Here is a 15,617-nt window from a genome sequence, read left to right as displayed (position 1 = left end):
CTGAGGACTTGACAGAGAATCAAGTATTCATTCAAATGAAGCGACTGTGCAAGACCTACGAAGGACCTGATTCAGAGGTCCAGGTGCTGAGCGATCTGGATCTTGAGGTGGCTAAAGGCCAATCCGTGGCTATTGTGGGGGCCAGCGGAGTGGGAAAGTCCACTCTGTTGCACTTGGCCGGGGCCTTGGACAGGCCAAGCTCGGGCCGGGTTTATGTGGACGGTTGTGATATATTCAGTCTCAGCGAAGCTGAGCTGGCGGATTTTCGCAATAAACAGGTGGGGTTTGTTTTTCAGTTCCACCATCTTTTGCCTGAGTTCACAGCCCTTGAGAACACCATGATGCCGGCTTTGATCAGCCGCATGGATAAAAATAAGGCCAGGCAAAAAGCCAGGGAGCTTCTTGAGCAGGTGGGGCTCAGCCATCGGGAAAATCACCGTTCCGGTGAGATGAGCGGTGGTGAACAGCAACGGGTTGCCGTGGCCAGGGCCCTGGTCATGCGCCCGACTTTGCTTTTGGCTGATGAGCCCACCGGTAATCTGGATGAGAATACCGAGGGCAAGGTGCATGAGTTGTTTGTTCGCTTAAACAGGGAAATGAACCTCACCACCTTAGTGGCCACCCATAATGAGAATTTGGCCCGGCTCATGGACCGGCGGGTTCGGCTGGCCCAAGGCCGGGTTTCGGAGTAGCCTGTTTTACCCTTCGCCCCTTGTAAAAGGGCAAGGCATTTTGGGATGAACCCTCATTGCGTAATAGGATGATCTGCTGACGATTTGATTCCGCAAGGAATGTCGCCGGTCGGTGATTTATTGTTTTTTCAAGCTGGGTTTGCATGACCCGGTCAAAAAGAGGATAATCAGGCTGGTTCGGTAGGCGTTCAAGACGTCTGCCGAGTTGAGTTTTTTTTATTAGTTGAGTTACAAGTGTAATGACCGGTGTTAGCCGAAGTGCCCATAATGCTTAGGCGCTTTCGCTTGCCGGCAAAAACGGTAAAAAGGCCTTAAACGGGCCTCTTAATGGATTTGGCCTTTGAGATGTCGGCTGGCGCGACCCGTGCGGCGGCTTTGCTTGGGCCATGGATTACCTTGGCTGACAAACTCGGATCGGGGGCGGCATGATTAAAAAGGTGTTGATGTTGGTTTTGGCCTTGTTCCTCTTGGGACAGGGCGCTGTCTGGGCTGCCGACCCCATCAAGGTGGCGGTCTTTCCCTTTGATGTCTTCAGCAGGCAGCCCTTGAGTCGTCTGAAGACTGACCTGCAGGACATGTTAAAGACCCGTCTTGTCAAGGACGGAGTGAATGTTCTTGCGTCTGCCGAGGTTAACGAGGCCCTTCAGAAAGAAGGAAAGCCCCTTGACCTGACCGTGGCCCGCCGTGTGGCCGGAAGCCTTGACGCGGATTTTGCGGTCTACGGCTCCGTGACCAAGATCGGCAACCGGGTGTCCCTGGATGTGAAGATTCTGGATGTCCTCGGCATGATCAGGCCACAGTCGGTATTTGTGGAAGGCGCGGGCTTAAGCGCCCTGCCTGACTTGACTGATCGCCTGTCCCGCGAAGTCGCCACCAAGGTTTCGGGCCGGGAAAAAGTGGCCGAGGTCAAGATCGAGGGTAATAAGCGTATAGAAGATGACGCCGTAAAGGCGCTTATCAAGACCAAGCCCGGCGGCCCGTTCTCGCCTCTCATGCTGGATGAGGACCTGCGCGCTATCTGGAAGATGGGCTATTTTGACAATGTGCGGGTGAGGACCAATGATCTTCCCACCGGTAAAGAGGTGGTCTTCGAAGTCACCGAAAAACCCATGCTCAGGGAGATCCGCTTTACCGGCAACGATGTCTTTGACAATAAAGACATCCAAGACAAGATTGGCCTGAAACCTTTCAGTGTGATCAAGCCCGGCTTTATCAAGGAAGCCGAGGCCAAGATCGTGAAGATGTATCACGACAAGGGTTATTACGACGTCAAGGTCAAGGCGGAGATGCTGGATCTGCCCTCCGGCGAACGCGGAGTGCATTTCAAGATAAACGAAGGTGACAAGGTCTTTATTGAGACCATCACCTTTAACGGCAACAAAGCCTTTGAGGCCGACACCCTGCGCGAACAGATGACCACCAAGGAAGAAGGCTGGTTCTCCTGGCTTACCGACGACAACCTTCTGGATCGGGCCAAGATTGATCAGGACCGGGAGAAGCTTACAGATTTCTATTACAATAACGGCTACTTGAATGCCAGAGTCGGCGAGCCTGACATTACCCGTCAAAAAGGCGGCTTGAATGTGGCCTTTAACATCGTGGAAGGCCCCCGCTACAAGATCGGCGCGGTTCAGGTCACCGGCGAGATGATTATTCCCCAGGCCGATGTGATGAAGGGCCTTAAGGTTAAGCCCGGTGAATGGTTCAACCGTTCCAATCTGCGGGCGGACCTGGGCTTTTTAAATGACCTTTATGCGGACAAGGGCTATGCCTATGTGGAGGCCAGGCCCAGGGTGAGAGAGGACCGGGAGAAAAAAGAGGTCAACATTGCCTACAACGTCAAAAAGGGCCGCAAGGTCTGGTTTGAACGTATTGTCATCACAGGCAACGACCGCACCAGGGACCGGGTCATCCGTCGCGAACTGAGTGTGGTCGAGGGAGACCGCTTCTCCAGCCGGGCCCTTAGAAATTCCAATATGCGTTTGAGAAAGCTCAACTTCTTTGAAGATGTGCATATCTCCACCAAGCAGGGAACCGGCCCGGACAAGATGGACCTCAAGGTAAACGTCAAGGAGAAGCGCACCGGCCAGTTCAATGTGGGCGCGGGCTACTCCACGGTTGACAAGCTCATGTTCATGGGCAGCATCACCGAGGCCAACCTCTTCGGCCGGGGACAGCGTCTGGAGTTAAAGGGAGCCTTGGGCGGAAAATCCACCCGCTACACCTTAAGCTTCACCGAGCCCTGGCTGTTTGACCGCCCCATAAGCGCGGGCGCCGACATCTATGACTGGCGGCGTGAGTACACAAGCTATGACAAGGAATCCATCGGCGGCAGGATCCGCTTTGGCTTCCCCACTCCCTTTAACGCAACCAGGTTCTACGCCTACTATAAATATGAAGACGCGACCGTTAGTGATGTCAGCGAAAATTCAGCCACCATCATCAAGGACCAGGAAGGCAACCACATAACCAGTTCGGTGAAATTCATCGTAAGGCGCGACACCAGAAACCACTCTTTCAACACCACAAACGGTTCGGACAACAGCGTGGGTGTGGAATATGCCGGCGGATTCCTGGGGGGGACCAACTCCTTTGTCAAAGCCACGGCTGAGAGTGGCTGGTACTTCCCCTTGTTCTGGGATACGGTTTTTGTGACTCACGGCAAGCTGGGCTGGGTCACCTCCCATGGCGACGGCACTCTGCCCATCTACGAACGTTTCTTCCTGGGCGGTATAAACACTCTGCGTGGTTTCGACTACTTGAGCGTAGGACCCAAGGACGAGGCGACTGGTGACGTCATAGGTGGTGAGCGCATGGCGCTTCTGAACCTTGAATTCCGTTTCCCGCTGGTGAAAAAAGCCGGTCTGGTGGGTCTTTTGTTCTACGACACCGGTAACGCCTGGACCCAGGATCAAGGTTACGAGTTAAGTGATCTGCGTTCCAGTGTGGGTGGGGGAATCCGTTGGTTCTCTCCCATTGGCCCCTTGCGTCTGGAATATGGTTATGTGCTTGATCCGGAACCTGGTGAAGCGGACAGCAACTGGGAATTCACCATTGGAAGTATGTTCTAAACCAAAACGAAATTAGTTAAGGAGATTATCCTGATGTTCATGGCGAGAGTAAAGATTTTGCCCGTTTTGTTTGCCGCATTGGCCACTGCCCTTATCTGGTCCGTGCCTGTTGCTGCCCAGGCCGAGGTTAAACTGGCTGTGGTGGATTTGAACCGTTGCGTCCGCGAGTGCAAGCAGGGTAAACGGTCTCAGGCCGAGTTGCAGCGCCGGGCCCAGGACTTTGAAAACGAGCTCAAAAGCCTTCAGACCGAGGTGAGCACCATGCAAAAAGAGCTGGAAAACACAGCCATGCTGCTGAAGCCCGAGGCCAGGCAGGCCAAGGAAAGGGATTTTGAGCGCAAGGTTCGCAGGCTGCGGGATCGCCAGCGGGAGGCCAAGCAGGACATGATGGAGGCTCAGCGTGATGCCTTCAGGCCTATTTTGAATAACTTGGGTAAAGTCATCAAGCAGATCGGGGCTCAGGGAAAATACACCATGATCACAGAGTCCAAGGCTGCCTTGTATTATCCTTCCAGTGTGGATATTACCAGCCAGGTGATCGCCGCCTATGACAAAGCCCATCCCTAGGTCGGGATGACGTTTAATAACCCAAGCGAAAATCTGGAACAACGGCCGCCGGTTAAAGCCTCATTAGAGGCTTTAACCGGCGTGTGTCAATTAAAAATCAGATTGGTTAGAAGAAAAAGTGAAGATAACTCTGGCCGAACTTGCCGGTTTGGTGGATGGCGAGCTGATCGGGCCCGCTGACCGTGAAATATCCGGGATTAAAGGCTTGGATCAGGCCGGGCCCCAGGACTTGAGCTTTCTGGCAAATCGCAAATACGCACATCTTTTAAATGAATGCAAAGCAGGGGCGATTCTGGTAACTCATGAGCAGACGGTTCCCGAGGGACTGGCTGTAATCAGAGTGAAAGATCCCTACCTTGCCTTTGCCAAGAGCCTTTCCTTTGCCGTTAAAGTTCCCTATAAACCATCGGGAGTGCACCCCCGGGCAGTGGTGGAAGAAACTGCTCAATTGGGCGAGGATGTTTCTATCCATGCCGGCGCCTATGTGGGAGATGGAGCTGTTTTGGGAAACCGGGTGGTTTTGCACCCCGGAGTCTACGTGGGACCCGGTGCAAGGGTCTCAGACGATACGGTTTTATACCCCAATGTGGTGATTTATAAGGGTTGCCAGGTGGGGAAGCGCTGTATTCTCCACGCGGGTACAGTGATCGGAGCCGATGGCTACGGCTTTGCTCCGGACGGAGACGCTTATTTCAAGATACCCCAGATCGGGATCGTTCAGATCGACGATGATGTGGAGCTCGGCGCCTTAAACACCGTAGACCGCGCCGCCATGGGCCGGACCTGGATTCAGCGTGGGGTTAAAACCGACAATATGGTGCATGTGGCCCATAACTGCGTGATCGGCGAGGACACCCTATTGGTGGCCCAGGTGGGCATCAGCGGATCCACCAAACTTGGACGTCATGTTGTGTGCGGCGGCCAGGTTGGGGTGGCGGGACACTTGAATATTGGTGATAATGCCGTGATGGGCGCGAAAACCGGGGTCACCAACTCCATTGCGTCCAATGAAGTGGTGGCAGGCTATCCCCATTTGCCTCACAGGGTATGGCTGCGCACCCGCGCATTGATCAGGCGCTTGCCGGATCTTTTTGAGCGTGTAAAGAAACTCGAAGCCCGGTTGGAGGCAAACGCCGGGAAAAAAGAAGAGTAAAGGAGCGGTTCATGGCCGAACAGGTTTTTGATCTGCAGGAAATTATGACATTTCTTCCCCATAGGTACCCATTTCTATTGGTGGACCGCATCCTTGAGTTGGAAAAGGGGAAACGCATCAAGGGACTTAAGAATGTGACCTACGGAGAGCATTTCTTCCAGGGCCATTTTCCTGATCTGCCGGTTATGCCGGGGGTTTTGATCATAGAGGCCATGGCCCAGACCGGTGGGGTAATGGCGTATCAGTCCCTGCCTGACGTGCGTGGTAAAATAATACTTTTCATGTCCATTGATAAAGTCAAGTTCCGCAGGCCGGTTGTGCCTGGTGATCAGTTGATTTTAGAGGTCACCAATGTGCATCGCTCGGCCAGGGCCTGGAAGATGTCCGGCAAAGCAATGGTCGACGGCCAGCTCGCCGCTCAAGCGGACCTGACCGCGGCTGTCACTTCCGGTAAATAAAAACAGGACTTATAAAGGCACCGGCTCTCAGGAAAAATAGAAAACCGAGGAAAGAAAACCTCATGAGTATACATCCCACCGCAATGGTGGATCCCAAGGCCCAAGTGGATGAGACTGCTCAGATAGGGGCCTACTCCTACATTGGCCCGCAGGTTGAGATAGGCCCTGATTGCAGAATTGATCATCATGTGAACATTCAACAGGATGCCAAAATCGGTGCGGGGACCCGCATTTGGCCCTTTGCCTCCCTGGGCACGGACCCCCAGGATCTCAAGTACGGGGGAGAATCCACCCGGCTGGAGGTTGGCGCAAATGTAATGATCCGGGAATTCGTCACCGTAAACCGGGGTACGGGTGAAGGCGGCGGCATCACCAGGGTTGGCGACAACTGCCTTTTAATGGCCTACAGCCATGTGGCGCATGATTGTCAGCTCGGCAATAATGTGATCATGGCCAACTCGGCCAACTTGGGCGGTCATTGCATCCTGGAAAGCAACTGCGCAATCGGTGGCCTCACCGCCGTGCATCAGTTCACCCGCATCGGCAGCTATTGTTTTGTGGGCGGCATGAGCGGAGTGGCCCAGGATCTGCCTCCTTACACCCTTTGCGAAGGCAATCGCGCCAAAACCCATGGCCTGAACCAGATAGGCCTTAAGCGGGCCGGATTCTCAGATGAGACTATAAAGGCCTTGAAACTGGCCTATCGCATTATATTCCGTTCCCATGTCACCTTGAAAGAGGCCTTGCCCAAGGTGCGGGAAGAAGTGGAAGATCTGCCGGAAGTTCGTCACTTTTTGGAGTTTATTCAAGCTTCTACCAGGGGGGTGGCTCGTTAGACCATGCCCGAGTCAACCATAGGCATTATCGCCGGGCAGGGGCAGTTTCCCCTGCTTTTTGCCCGGGCGGCCAAGAAAAAGGGCCTTAAGGTGGTTGCCGTGGCTCACAAGGGGGAGACCCTTGCTGAATTGGCCGCAGAGGTGGATGAGATCACCTGGGTCCGGCTTGGTCAACTGGGTAAGTTGATCAAGGCCCTGAAACAGAGCGGCGCCACCAGGGCCGTGATGTGCGGCGGGGTCAAAAAGACCCGCATGTTCAAAGATGTAAGGCCGGATTTTAAGGCCATGACTCTTTTGAATAAACTGCGCCATATGGCTGATGACGGCATCCTGCGCACCTTTTGCAAGGTCTTGGAGGATGAAGGCATCTCGGTTTTGGCCAGCCATGAGCTGGTGCCCGAACTCCTGGCCTCAGCCGGTGTTTACACCCAAAGAGGCCCCAATCCCGAAGAAGAGGAAGACCTTCAGGTGGGCTGGCAACTGGCCGGGGAGTTGGGTAGTCTGGATATTGGCCAATGCGTGGTGGTGCACAGGAAGGTGACCGTGGCTGTGGAGGCGGTGGAAGGCACCGACGCCTGTATAAAAAGGGCGGGTGAGTTGACTCATAAACAGGGTGGAGTGGTGGTCAAGCGCCTGAAGCCCATTCAAGATATGCGATTTGATCTGCCCAGTGTGGGTTCTGCGACCATAGAAACCATGAAACAGGCGGGAGCCACCTGCCTGGTTATCGAGCCCGGATCGACTTTGGTTTTTGATCGTGAGGAAATGGTCAGAATTGCAGACAATGCCGACATTTGCGTGTTGGCCCATTCTTAGGAAAATATCCATGGAAGAAATACGACCAGTTAAAGCCGCTGTGGTGGGAGTTGGCTACCTGGGCAAATTCCACGCCGAGAAGCTGGCTGCGATGAAGCAGGCCGAGCTGGTGGCCGTGGTTGACAATGACCCTGAGCAGGCGGAAAAAGTGGCCGCCAAATTCGGGGTGCCCTGGTACACGGACCACACCCGGGTCATAGATCAGGTCCAGGCCGTCAGCGTGGTTGTGCCCACTGTGTATCACCATCAGGTGGCCTTGGACTTTCTCAAAGCGGGTAAGGACGTTATCTGCGAAAAGCCCATGACCACCACCCTGGAAGAGGCCGACGAACTGGTCAGGATCGCTCGTGAAAAAGACCTGATCCTGCAGGTGGGGCATCTGGAGCGCTTTAACCCCGCAGTGGAAGAGCTCTTTGATCGGGTTCATAAACCGTTGTTTATTGAATGCAACCGCATTGCGCCTTTCAAGGCCAGAGCCACTGATGTGGATGTGGCCCTGGACCTGATGATTCACGATCTGGATATCATTTTGGCCTTGGTGGGTGAGGAGCCCAGCGAAATCCGCGCCGTGGGAGTGCCGGTCCTGGGTAAGCACGCGGATATTGTGAACACCAGGATCGAGTTCCCCGGCGGTTGCGTGGCCAATGTGACGGCCAGCCGCCTGGCGCTGAAAGATGAGCGCAAGATGAGGGTTTTCCAGCCGGACAGCTATCTGCATCTGGATTTCAAGTCCAGAAAACTTCTGGCTGTAAACGGAGTTGAGTACAAACCCGGTAAAAAACCCAAGGTCAAGGCCGACCGCCCCCGTTTCGGCAAGGCCGACCCCCTGGATAAAGAGCTTAAGTCCTTTATCAATTGCGTGAGTAAAAGGGTTCAGCCCAGGGTCTCAGGCGAAAGCGGCAGAAGGGCTCTTGCCTGCGCCCTGGCGGTGCAGAAATGCATGCCCACCGACAGGCCAGATTTTCAGTCCCTTATAGAGTCTTCCCGCAAATGGGTGGGGACAGGCTCCGAGGGTGAGGAGTAACGGTGGAAAAACCTTCCCATGTGGTCCTGGTGGCCGGAGAGGCTTCCGGGGATTTTCTGGGCGCTAAACTGGCCCTTGCCCTAAAGCGGGAAGTCCCGGGAATCAGGCTCAGCGGCATGGGGGGGCAGGCCATGGCTGGTGCCGGGGTGGAGATGGTCCAGCGCTCCGAGGAACTGGCCCTGGTGGGGATTGTAGAGGTGCTGCCCAAGTTGGGGCTAATTTTACGCACCTTGCGGGAAATGAAGCGTCATCTGGCCCAAACCAGGCCGGATCTTTTGATTCTGATAGATTTTCCGGATTTCAATTTTCGCCTGGGCAAGGCGGCGGCCAAGCTGGGAATCAAGGTCCTTTACTATGTCTGTCCCCAGGTCTGGGCCTGGCGTCGTAAAAGAGCCAAGGATATGGCTGGGTTTGTTAATCGCCTGGCGGCTATTTTTCCCTTTGAGGAAAAATTCATGTCCGAGCTGGCCCCTGAATTGAGGTCTGATTTTGTGGGGCATCCTCTTTTGGACCAGGCAGAGCCCCACCGCTCGGAAACAGATTTCTGGCCCCTGCCCGACAACTGCCTGCCGGTGGGCATATTGCCGGGCAGCAGGCATTCGGAGATCACCAGGATATTGCCGGTGATGTTTGAGGCCGCCAGGATAATGCGCCAAAAAAGGCCTGAACTATGCTTTGTTTTACCGCTTGCGCCCGGGCTCAAGACCAGGGCACTCGAGCCGTATCTGGATAAGGCTCCAGAAGGGCTCACCATTTTGCCGGGCAAGTCCCGGATGGTCATGGAAAAGACCAAGGTGCTTTTAGTTGCCTCGGGAACAGCCACTCTTGAGGCGGCCCTGGTTGGAACTCCCTTTGTTGTGGTGTACAAAACAGGGTGGATTAATTATTTCCTGGCCAAAAGCCTGGTAAAGGTGGAGTTCATTGCCATGCCCAACCTGGTGGCGGGCAGGGAGGTGGTCCGGGAACTGATTCAGGCGGAGGCCACCGGCGAGAATCTGGCTCAAGAGGCCCTCAAGTTGCTTGAACCCGGCCGGGCCAGACAGGAAATGAAAGAGGGCTTACAAGAGATACGCCTTAGCATGGGAGGCCCCGGCGCCAGCCGGGCCACTGCCCTTATTGCTAAAGAGATGATAGAGGAATATGGCGATTGAACAATTGAAACAGACCGTGGGCGACGCCCAGCTTTACCGTCTTTTACTGGAAAAGGTAAAGCCACATTGGACCAAGCTCTTTTGGGCCATGGCCATGATGGTGGTCATGGCGGGCTCCACTTCGGGCATGGCCTATGTGGTGAAACCGGTGTTGGATGATATCTTTCTGCGCCAGGATGAGCAGATGCTGCTTATGGTGCCTTTGGCCCTGGTCATTCTGTATGCCGCCAAGGGACTCTGCACCTACGGGCAGACCTATCTCATGCAGTGGGTCGGACAACGCATTATCACCGATTACCGTATAGAGCTTTATTCCCATTTGCAGCGCCTTTCCTTAAGCTACTACGACCGCACCCCCACCGGCGAGTTGATGAGCCGCATTACAAACGATGTGAACCAGATTCAGGGTGCGGTGAGTAACGTTATCACTGGTGTGCTTAAAGATCTTTTCACCATTATCGGCCTTTTGTGCGTGCTTTTTTACAGAGATTGGTTTTTGGCCATCTTTGCCCTGGCGGTCTTCCCCTTGTGTAGCGTGCCGCTCGTCAAGTTTGGCCGCAAGCTGCGCAAGATCAGCACCCATTCCCAGGAAACCATGGCCGATGTGAGTGTGCTTTTGCACGAGACCATAAGCGGAGCCCGCATTGTAAAAGGCTTTTGCAGGGAAGAACATGAGATAAGCCGCTTCAGCAAACATGCCTGGCGGCTTTTCGGCCTGCGTATGAAAGACGTCAAGGTGCGCGCCATATCAAGCCCCCTTATGGAGTTTTTAGGTGGTCTTGGCGTGGCCGGGATCATTCTTTACGGCGGATACAGTGTTATAAACGGCCATTCCACTGCGGGAACTTTTTTCAGCTTTTTAGCCGCCCTGATTCTGCTTTATGAACCGGTGAAAAAGCTCACTCAGCTTAACAACGACGTGCAGAACGGGCTGGCCGCCGCGGTCAGGGTGTACAAAATCCTGGATGAGCCGGTGGAGATCCATGACAACCACGACGCCGTAACCCTGGACCCCTTACAGAAGTCTATAGAGTTTAAGGAGTTATGCTTTGCTTATCGCAAAGGTGAATATGTTCTTAACGATATAAACCTCAAGGTGCCGGTGGGTGATGTCCTGGCCCTGGTGGGAACCTCGGGCGGAGGTAAAACCACCCTGGTGAATCTTTTGCCCAGGTTCTACGAGGCAACCAAGGGGGCGATCTGTTTTGACGGTGTGGATATCAAAAACGCGACCCTTGAAAGTCTGCGCTCCCAGATCGCCATTGTAACCCAGCAAACTATTTTGTTTAACGACACGGTAAGGGCGAATATCTCCTATGGCCGCCCCGACGCCAGTGGTGAAGAGATCCGCCGTGCGGCGGAAGCTGCTTATGCAATGGATTTTATAACTGAAATGCCTCAGGGGTTTGACACGATTATTGGCGAGGGCGGGGTGCTTTTAAGCGGCGGCCAGCGTCAGAGGCTCTCCATTGCCAGGGCGCTTTTGGCCGACAGGCCGCTTTTGATCCTGGATGAAGCCACCAGCGCGCTGGATACGGAAAGTGAACTCTTCGTGCAAAAGGCCTTGGAAAACCTGATGAAGGGCCGCACCACCTTTGTGGTGGCTCACAGGCTGTCCACCATCCAGAGGGCCGACAACATAGTGGTGCTGGCAGGGGGCCGCATAGTGGAGCAGGGCAACCACAATGATCTGTTGAAACTCGAGGGGCATTACCACAAGCTGCATCAGATGCAGTTCACCGTGGATCAGGGACTGGAGGCTTCAGTCGGTGCCTAAATCCGCCTGGTCGGTGCGTAAGGTATGGCCTTTTGCACTTGGTTTTCTTCTGCTGCTTGCAGCTTCGACTATTGATGAACCGGTGCTTGAGTGGGTGCGCACCTGGAATGAGACAGGATTCGGCTTTTGCCTGGATACATTCGCCCATTACGCCGGGTTGGGATCTTTGCAGATTCCCGCCCTTTTGGTGTTTTGCCTTTGGGGTTTGAGGCGAGGCCGCAAGTGGGCCAAACCAGTGGCCCTTTACGGGGTTTTGGCCTTTATTATATCCGGGGTGTTGACCCAGGTTGTAAAGCATCTGGTGGGAAGGCCCAGGCCCAGCACCGGGCTTTTGCCCATGGATGTCAAAGGCCCGATCTGGGATAGTGACTTTCACTCCTTTCCTTCCGGCCACTCTGCCACCAGCTTTGCCTTGGCCGCCTTGCTGGGAGTGGTTTTCCCCAAGGCCCGGCCATATTTATATCTGCTCAGTTTGCTGGTTGCCCTGGGCCGGGTGGTCGGTACGGCCCACCATGTGAGCGATGTGGTGGCGGGAAGCATCTTGGGTATTTTAGTTGGACTGCCCCTTGGCTTTAGGCTGTTAAAAAAGATTCAGGGATCCGATTGTGCAGAGCAGACTGTCTGAAAAAAAATGGACATGGATGGGCCTTCTGGCCCTCGTGCTGAGCCTGGCGGTCTTGTTTTCCTGCTTGGGGAGCATGGCCCTTACCGACCGGGACGAGGGTGAATATGCGGCCAGTGTGTCTGCCATGTTCAGGAGCGGGGATTTTGTGGTCCCCACCCTAAACGGTAGGCTGTATCTGGAAAAACCCATTCTGGTATTCTGGGCCATGGCCGCTTCCAGAGCGGTTTTCGGTGATGGCGAAATGGCGGCCAGGCTGCCCTCGGCCGTAAGCGCCTTTTTGGTTCTCCTGCTGGCCGCCTGGCTGGTCAGACGCACTCAGAAAGACCCTGCCTGGACTACGCTCACCTGTGTGGCCGCGGTATTCACCCCCTTGTTTTTACTGGTGGGCAGGGCCTGCCTGACTGATATGCTGCTCACCCTGTTCACCACAGCTTCCCTGGTCTGCTTCCACCTGGCTGTGGAAAGCGGTGAACAACCCTTAAAAGCCCGTAATTTCTATCTGCTGGGCTGGACTGCCCTGGGTTTTGGTTTTCTGACCAAGGGCCCGGTGGCTCCGGCTGTGGTTTTGCCGGTTTGTTTTTTTTATGCCCTTTGGCAAAGGCGGCTTTGGCAAATTCTGAAAGCCTGCCGCATTCATTGGGGCATCCTGATTTTTGTGGTCATAAACCTCCCCTGGTACGGCCTGGTTTTCTGGAAACTCGGCGAGGTCTTCTGGCGTTCTTTTTTTGTGGCTCAGAACATTAACCGTTTTACCGAGGTTCTGTTGGGACATGGCGGCGGTTTTTTGTATTACCTGCCTGTGCTCCTGGTGGGGCTTTTCCCTTTTTCGTCCGTGGTGCTGGCTGACTTAGGCGGAGGGTTTGTAAAGAATTTCAAGGCGGGTAAACAGGCGGACCAAGTGCAAAGGCTGCGCTTTTTCGCAGGTCTCTGCCTGGTCTGGGTCTTGATTGTCTTTTCCCTGGCCGCCACCAAGCAGATCAATTACATCCTGCCGGGTTTCCCCTTTGCCGCAGTTTTAGCCGGGCACTTTCTGGCCAAAAGGGTTTTTCCGGGCCAGATGGGAAAAGCCACCAAGGCGATCTATTCCTGGGGCCTTATATTGGTAAGCGCCATCTGGCTGGTGGTGATGCTGGCCCTTGCCTTTGGGCTGCCTTTGTTCTGGGATCAGATTCTGGGTTCGATCAGGCCTGATTCCAGTGAATACGCTTTGCCCGAGGCTGCTCCCTTGTTTTTATTCTGGCCTCTGGCCGGAATGGCCGGAGTGTTGATCTGCCTTTCAGGCTGGTATCTGCTTAAAAAAGGAAAACCCGCCTTTAGCGTGGCCGGAATCGCCGTGGGGGCGATGCTGTTTTCCTCCACCCTGATTCTAGGTCTTTTGCCGAACGTGGCCAATGTGATGCAGGACCCCTCCCGGCAGCTTGCCCGCCAAGCGGTCAAGCTGATTCCGGATGAGGCCCGGGTTGTCACCTATGGCCTTTGGAAGCCATCTTTGTTTTATTATCTGGATCAAGATCTGGAACGGTTTCGGGTGGATGATCTGGAAAAACTCAAAAACAAGGCCCAAAGCGCCAAGCCCTTTTTTGCCTTTACCAGGGTCACCCTAAGGGACCGCCTGGAAAATGGAGCCGACTTAAGTGTCTTGGCTGTCAAGGGCGGTTACATGCTGGTTGGTAATGAATCCGCCCGCCGGGTCTGGGAAACAGGCACAGGCAAAGATCAGCTTAAGACAGGGGGCCAAGGATGAAACCCCGGGCTAAAAAAAATTCCCCGTCCAACTGGCAGAGAGATGCCCTTTACATGGGCTTTCTTTTGGTCCTGTGCGGAGTTTTGTTTTTTTCCATGCCCGGCCTGCGCAGCCTGTATGAAACAGACGAAGCCCGCTACGCAGAGATCGCCCGGGAGATGCTGGTTACCGGCGATTGGGTGACGCCCCATCTTAATTATGTAAAATATTTCGAAAAACCACCGCTTACCTATTGGCTGGTGGCCATAAGCTTCAAGCTGTTCGGGGTGAGCGATGCCAGCGCCCGTTTTGTGCCCATGTTTTTTGGCACCTTAACTGTGCTCTTGTGTTTTTTATTGGGTAGATCCCTATGGGATGCCCGCTCCGGCCTCTGGGGCGGGGCTGTTTTGGCCACATCTCTTATGTTTCTGCTGTTAAGCAGGGTCCTTTTAGTGGATATGGTGCTTTGCTTCGGCATTGTGCTGGCTGTTTACGGAGCCTGGCAGACAAGGCAGAAAACTAAACACGGGGTTTATGCCTTTTGGGTGGGCCTGGCCGCGGCCTTTTTATCCAAGGGCCTTTTGGGCCCGGGCCTGGTTGTCCTGCATGTGGTTATCTACTGCGCCCTCAGCCGGGAATGGGATCTGATAAAACGCCTGGCCGACTATAAGGCCATGGGGCTCTGCGCCCTGTTGACTCTGCCTTGGGTTATATGGGTCAGCCTGGTTAATCCTGAGTTTTTTCAGTTTTTCTTTATTGACGAACACCTGGGAAGGCTTTTGACCGACCGGCAGCAACGCCAGGAGCCTGTCTGGTATTATCTGCCGATTTTACCCGCCGCCCTGTTTCCCTGGGTCACCCTGTTCCCATGGGGATTGAAGACCCTTTGGCCCGGCAAGGCAAATCTTTTAAAGCCCCCCCATCGCTCATGGCTTTTTGTAACTGTATGGGCGGTCTGGTTTTTTTCCTTTCTTTCCATTTCCAGTTCCAAGATGCTGCATTACATCTTGCCGGTGTTGCCGCCTTTGGGGCTTTTAATGGGTCGGGCCCTGGCCTTGGTCAAGGGATGGAAACCCGGCGCGGAAACCCAGGCGGGCCTGCGCAGGGGGCTGGTGGGGCTCAGTGTGGTCGCCCTGGCCGCAGGCCTGGCCCTGCCTTTGGTGCCGGCCCTGAATCCGGATATCACCTTTGATCACTTAGGCGGACTTTTGATTGTGGGCCCCTGCCTGGCCACGGCCCTGGCCGTGGTGATATACCTTATGCGCAAGAAACTTATTTACGCGGTGGCCGCGCCTTTAAGTGTTTTGCTTATCCTTTTGGTGGTGGTTGCCATTGGCGCGCCGCAGTTGGATGACTACCGTTCCGTAAAAGGTTTGGTTAAACCTTTGCGCCAGGTATTGACCAAAAGCGATATTCTGGCCAATTATGGTGATTATTACCATGGAACTGTGTTTTATGGTGAGCGAAGAGTGTTGGTGGCTGATAACTGGGGTGAGCTGGATTTCGGCAGGCGTCACACCTCCGACACGTCTGATTGGTTTATTAAAAAGGACGCCGATTTTCTGCGTTTTTTACAGAACCCCAAGCGAAGGGTTTTTGTGGTTGCTGAAATAGGCGCTTACAAAAGGCTTGATAAAATGGCCCACGGAGTGCCCGGACTGCTCTTGTTCAAGTTAAAGACCCTGGGCGATAAGGTGCTTTTCAGCAACAGGCCCCTGAACTAA

General features: G+C 54.4%; 13 protein-coding genes. All 13 read left to right on the top strand.

What is annotated here, in order from left to right; genetic code table 11:
* Positions 1 to 35 precede the first annotated feature (35 nt).
* The 13 genes from X474_RS14920 (at position 36) to X474_RS14860 (ending at position 15,617) form a co-directional block, all read left to right on the top strand.
* Complete coding sequence (locus X474_RS14920; RefSeq protein WP_044350059.1) at positions 36 to 692, top strand: ABC transporter ATP-binding protein; 657 nt, start codon at positions 36 to 38, stop codon at positions 690 to 692.
* Positions 693 to 1,117: 425 nt separating this feature from the next.
* Positions 1,118 to 3,763, top strand: coding sequence for an outer membrane protein assembly factor BamA (gene bamA, locus X474_RS14915; protein WP_044350003.1), 2,646 nt, complete (start codon positions 1,118 to 1,120; stop codon positions 3,761 to 3,763).
* 39 nt (positions 3,764 to 3,802) lie between these two features.
* Positions 3,803 to 4,330, top strand: coding sequence for an OmpH/Skp family outer membrane protein (locus X474_RS14910; RefSeq protein ID WP_197282129.1), 528 nt, complete (start codon positions 3,803 to 3,805; stop codon positions 4,328 to 4,330).
* Between the two features lie 118 nt (positions 4,331 to 4,448).
* Positions 4,449 to 5,483: a UDP-3-O-(3-hydroxymyristoyl)glucosamine N-acyltransferase gene (lpxD, locus tag X474_RS14905; protein WP_044349999.1), complete on the top strand. Its 1,035-nt coding sequence runs from the start codon at positions 4,449 to 4,451 to the stop codon at positions 5,481 to 5,483.
* An 11-nt stretch (positions 5,484 to 5,494) separates the two neighbouring features.
* On the top strand, positions 5,495 to 5,941 hold the full coding sequence (gene fabZ, locus X474_RS14900; RefSeq protein WP_044349997.1) for a 3-hydroxyacyl-ACP dehydratase FabZ: 447 nt from the start codon (positions 5,495 to 5,497) through the stop codon (positions 5,939 to 5,941).
* A gap of 62 nt (positions 5,942 to 6,003) precedes the next feature.
* Complete coding sequence (gene lpxA / locus X474_RS14895; RefSeq protein ID WP_044349995.1) at positions 6,004 to 6,777, top strand: acyl-ACP--UDP-N-acetylglucosamine O-acyltransferase; 774 nt, start codon at positions 6,004 to 6,006, stop codon at positions 6,775 to 6,777.
* A 3-nt stretch (positions 6,778 to 6,780) separates the two neighbouring features.
* Positions 6,781 to 7,593: an LpxI family protein gene (locus X474_RS14890; RefSeq protein ID WP_044349993.1), complete on the top strand. Its 813-nt coding sequence runs from the start codon at positions 6,781 to 6,783 to the stop codon at positions 7,591 to 7,593.
* 10 nt (positions 7,594 to 7,603) lie between these two features.
* Positions 7,604 to 8,617, top strand: coding sequence for a Gfo/Idh/MocA family protein (locus tag X474_RS14885; protein WP_197282128.1), 1,014 nt, complete (start codon positions 7,604 to 7,606; stop codon positions 8,615 to 8,617).
* 2 nt (positions 8,618 to 8,619) lie between these two features.
* Complete coding sequence (lpxB, locus tag X474_RS14880) at positions 8,620 to 9,768, top strand: lipid-A-disaccharide synthase (RefSeq protein WP_044349991.1); 1,149 nt, start codon at positions 8,620 to 8,622, stop codon at positions 9,766 to 9,768.
* Positions 9,758 to 11,545 carry a lipid A export permease/ATP-binding protein MsbA gene (msbA, locus tag X474_RS14875; RefSeq protein WP_044349990.1) on the top strand — a complete coding sequence of 596 codons (1,788 nt, stop codon included), beginning with the start codon at positions 9,758 to 9,760 and terminating at the stop codon, positions 11,543 to 11,545. The genes lpxB and msbA overlap by 11 nt, the downstream gene beginning before the upstream one ends.
* The gene (locus tag X474_RS14870) at positions 11,538 to 12,170 is read left to right on the top strand and encodes a phosphatase PAP2 family protein (protein ID WP_052515250.1); all 633 of its coding nucleotides are present in this window, start codon (positions 11,538 to 11,540) and stop codon (positions 12,168 to 12,170) included. Before msbA ends, X474_RS14870 begins: the two co-directional genes overlap by 8 nt.
* Positions 12,151 to 13,914: an ArnT family glycosyltransferase gene (locus X474_RS14865; protein WP_044349988.1), complete on the top strand. Its 1,764-nt coding sequence runs from the start codon at positions 12,151 to 12,153 to the stop codon at positions 13,912 to 13,914. Before X474_RS14870 ends, X474_RS14865 begins: the two co-directional genes overlap by 20 nt.
* Positions 13,911 to 15,617: an ArnT family glycosyltransferase gene (locus X474_RS14860; RefSeq protein WP_044349986.1), complete on the top strand. Its 1,707-nt coding sequence runs from the start codon at positions 13,911 to 13,913 to the stop codon at positions 15,615 to 15,617. The genes X474_RS14865 and X474_RS14860 overlap by 4 nt, the downstream gene beginning before the upstream one ends.

Origin of the sequence: Dethiosulfatarculus sandiegensis, assembly GCF_000931935.2 — a bacterium.
GTDB lineage: Bacteria > Desulfobacterota > Desulfarculia > Desulfarculales > Desulfarculaceae > Dethiosulfatarculus > Dethiosulfatarculus sandiegensis.
The sequence above is the reverse complement of the archived record's forward strand: the minus strand, read 5'-3'. Positions and strand labels throughout refer to the sequence as shown.

Bases quoted from the DNA above. Each gene is read 5' to 3' on its own strand.
- X474_RS14920 (WP_044350059.1), top strand. From the start codon at position 36: ATGAAGCGACTGTGCAAGACCTACGAAGGACCTGATTCAGAGGTCCAG.
- bamA (WP_044350003.1), top strand. From the start codon at position 1,118: ATGATTAAAAAGGTGTTGATGTTGGTTTTGGCCTTGTTCCTCTTGGGA.
- X474_RS14910 (WP_197282129.1), top strand. From the start codon at position 3,803: ATGGCGAGAGTAAAGATTTTGCCCGTTTTGTTTGCCGCATTGGCCACT.
- fabZ (WP_044349997.1), top strand. From the start codon at position 5,495: ATGGCCGAACAGGTTTTTGATCTGCAGGAAATTATGACATTTCTTCCC.
- lpxA (WP_044349995.1), top strand. From the start codon at position 6,004: ATGAGTATACATCCCACCGCAATGGTGGATCCCAAGGCCCAAGTGGAT.
- X474_RS14890 (WP_044349993.1), top strand. From the start codon at position 6,781: ATGCCCGAGTCAACCATAGGCATTATCGCCGGGCAGGGGCAGTTTCCC.
- X474_RS14885 (WP_197282128.1), top strand. From the start codon at position 7,604: ATGGAAGAAATACGACCAGTTAAAGCCGCTGTGGTGGGAGTTGGCTAC.
- msbA (WP_044349990.1), top strand. From the start codon at position 9,758: ATGGCGATTGAACAATTGAAACAGACCGTGGGCGACGCCCAGCTTTAC.
- X474_RS14860 (WP_044349986.1), top strand. From the start codon at position 13,911: ATGAAACCCCGGGCTAAAAAAAATTCCCCGTCCAACTGGCAGAGAGAT.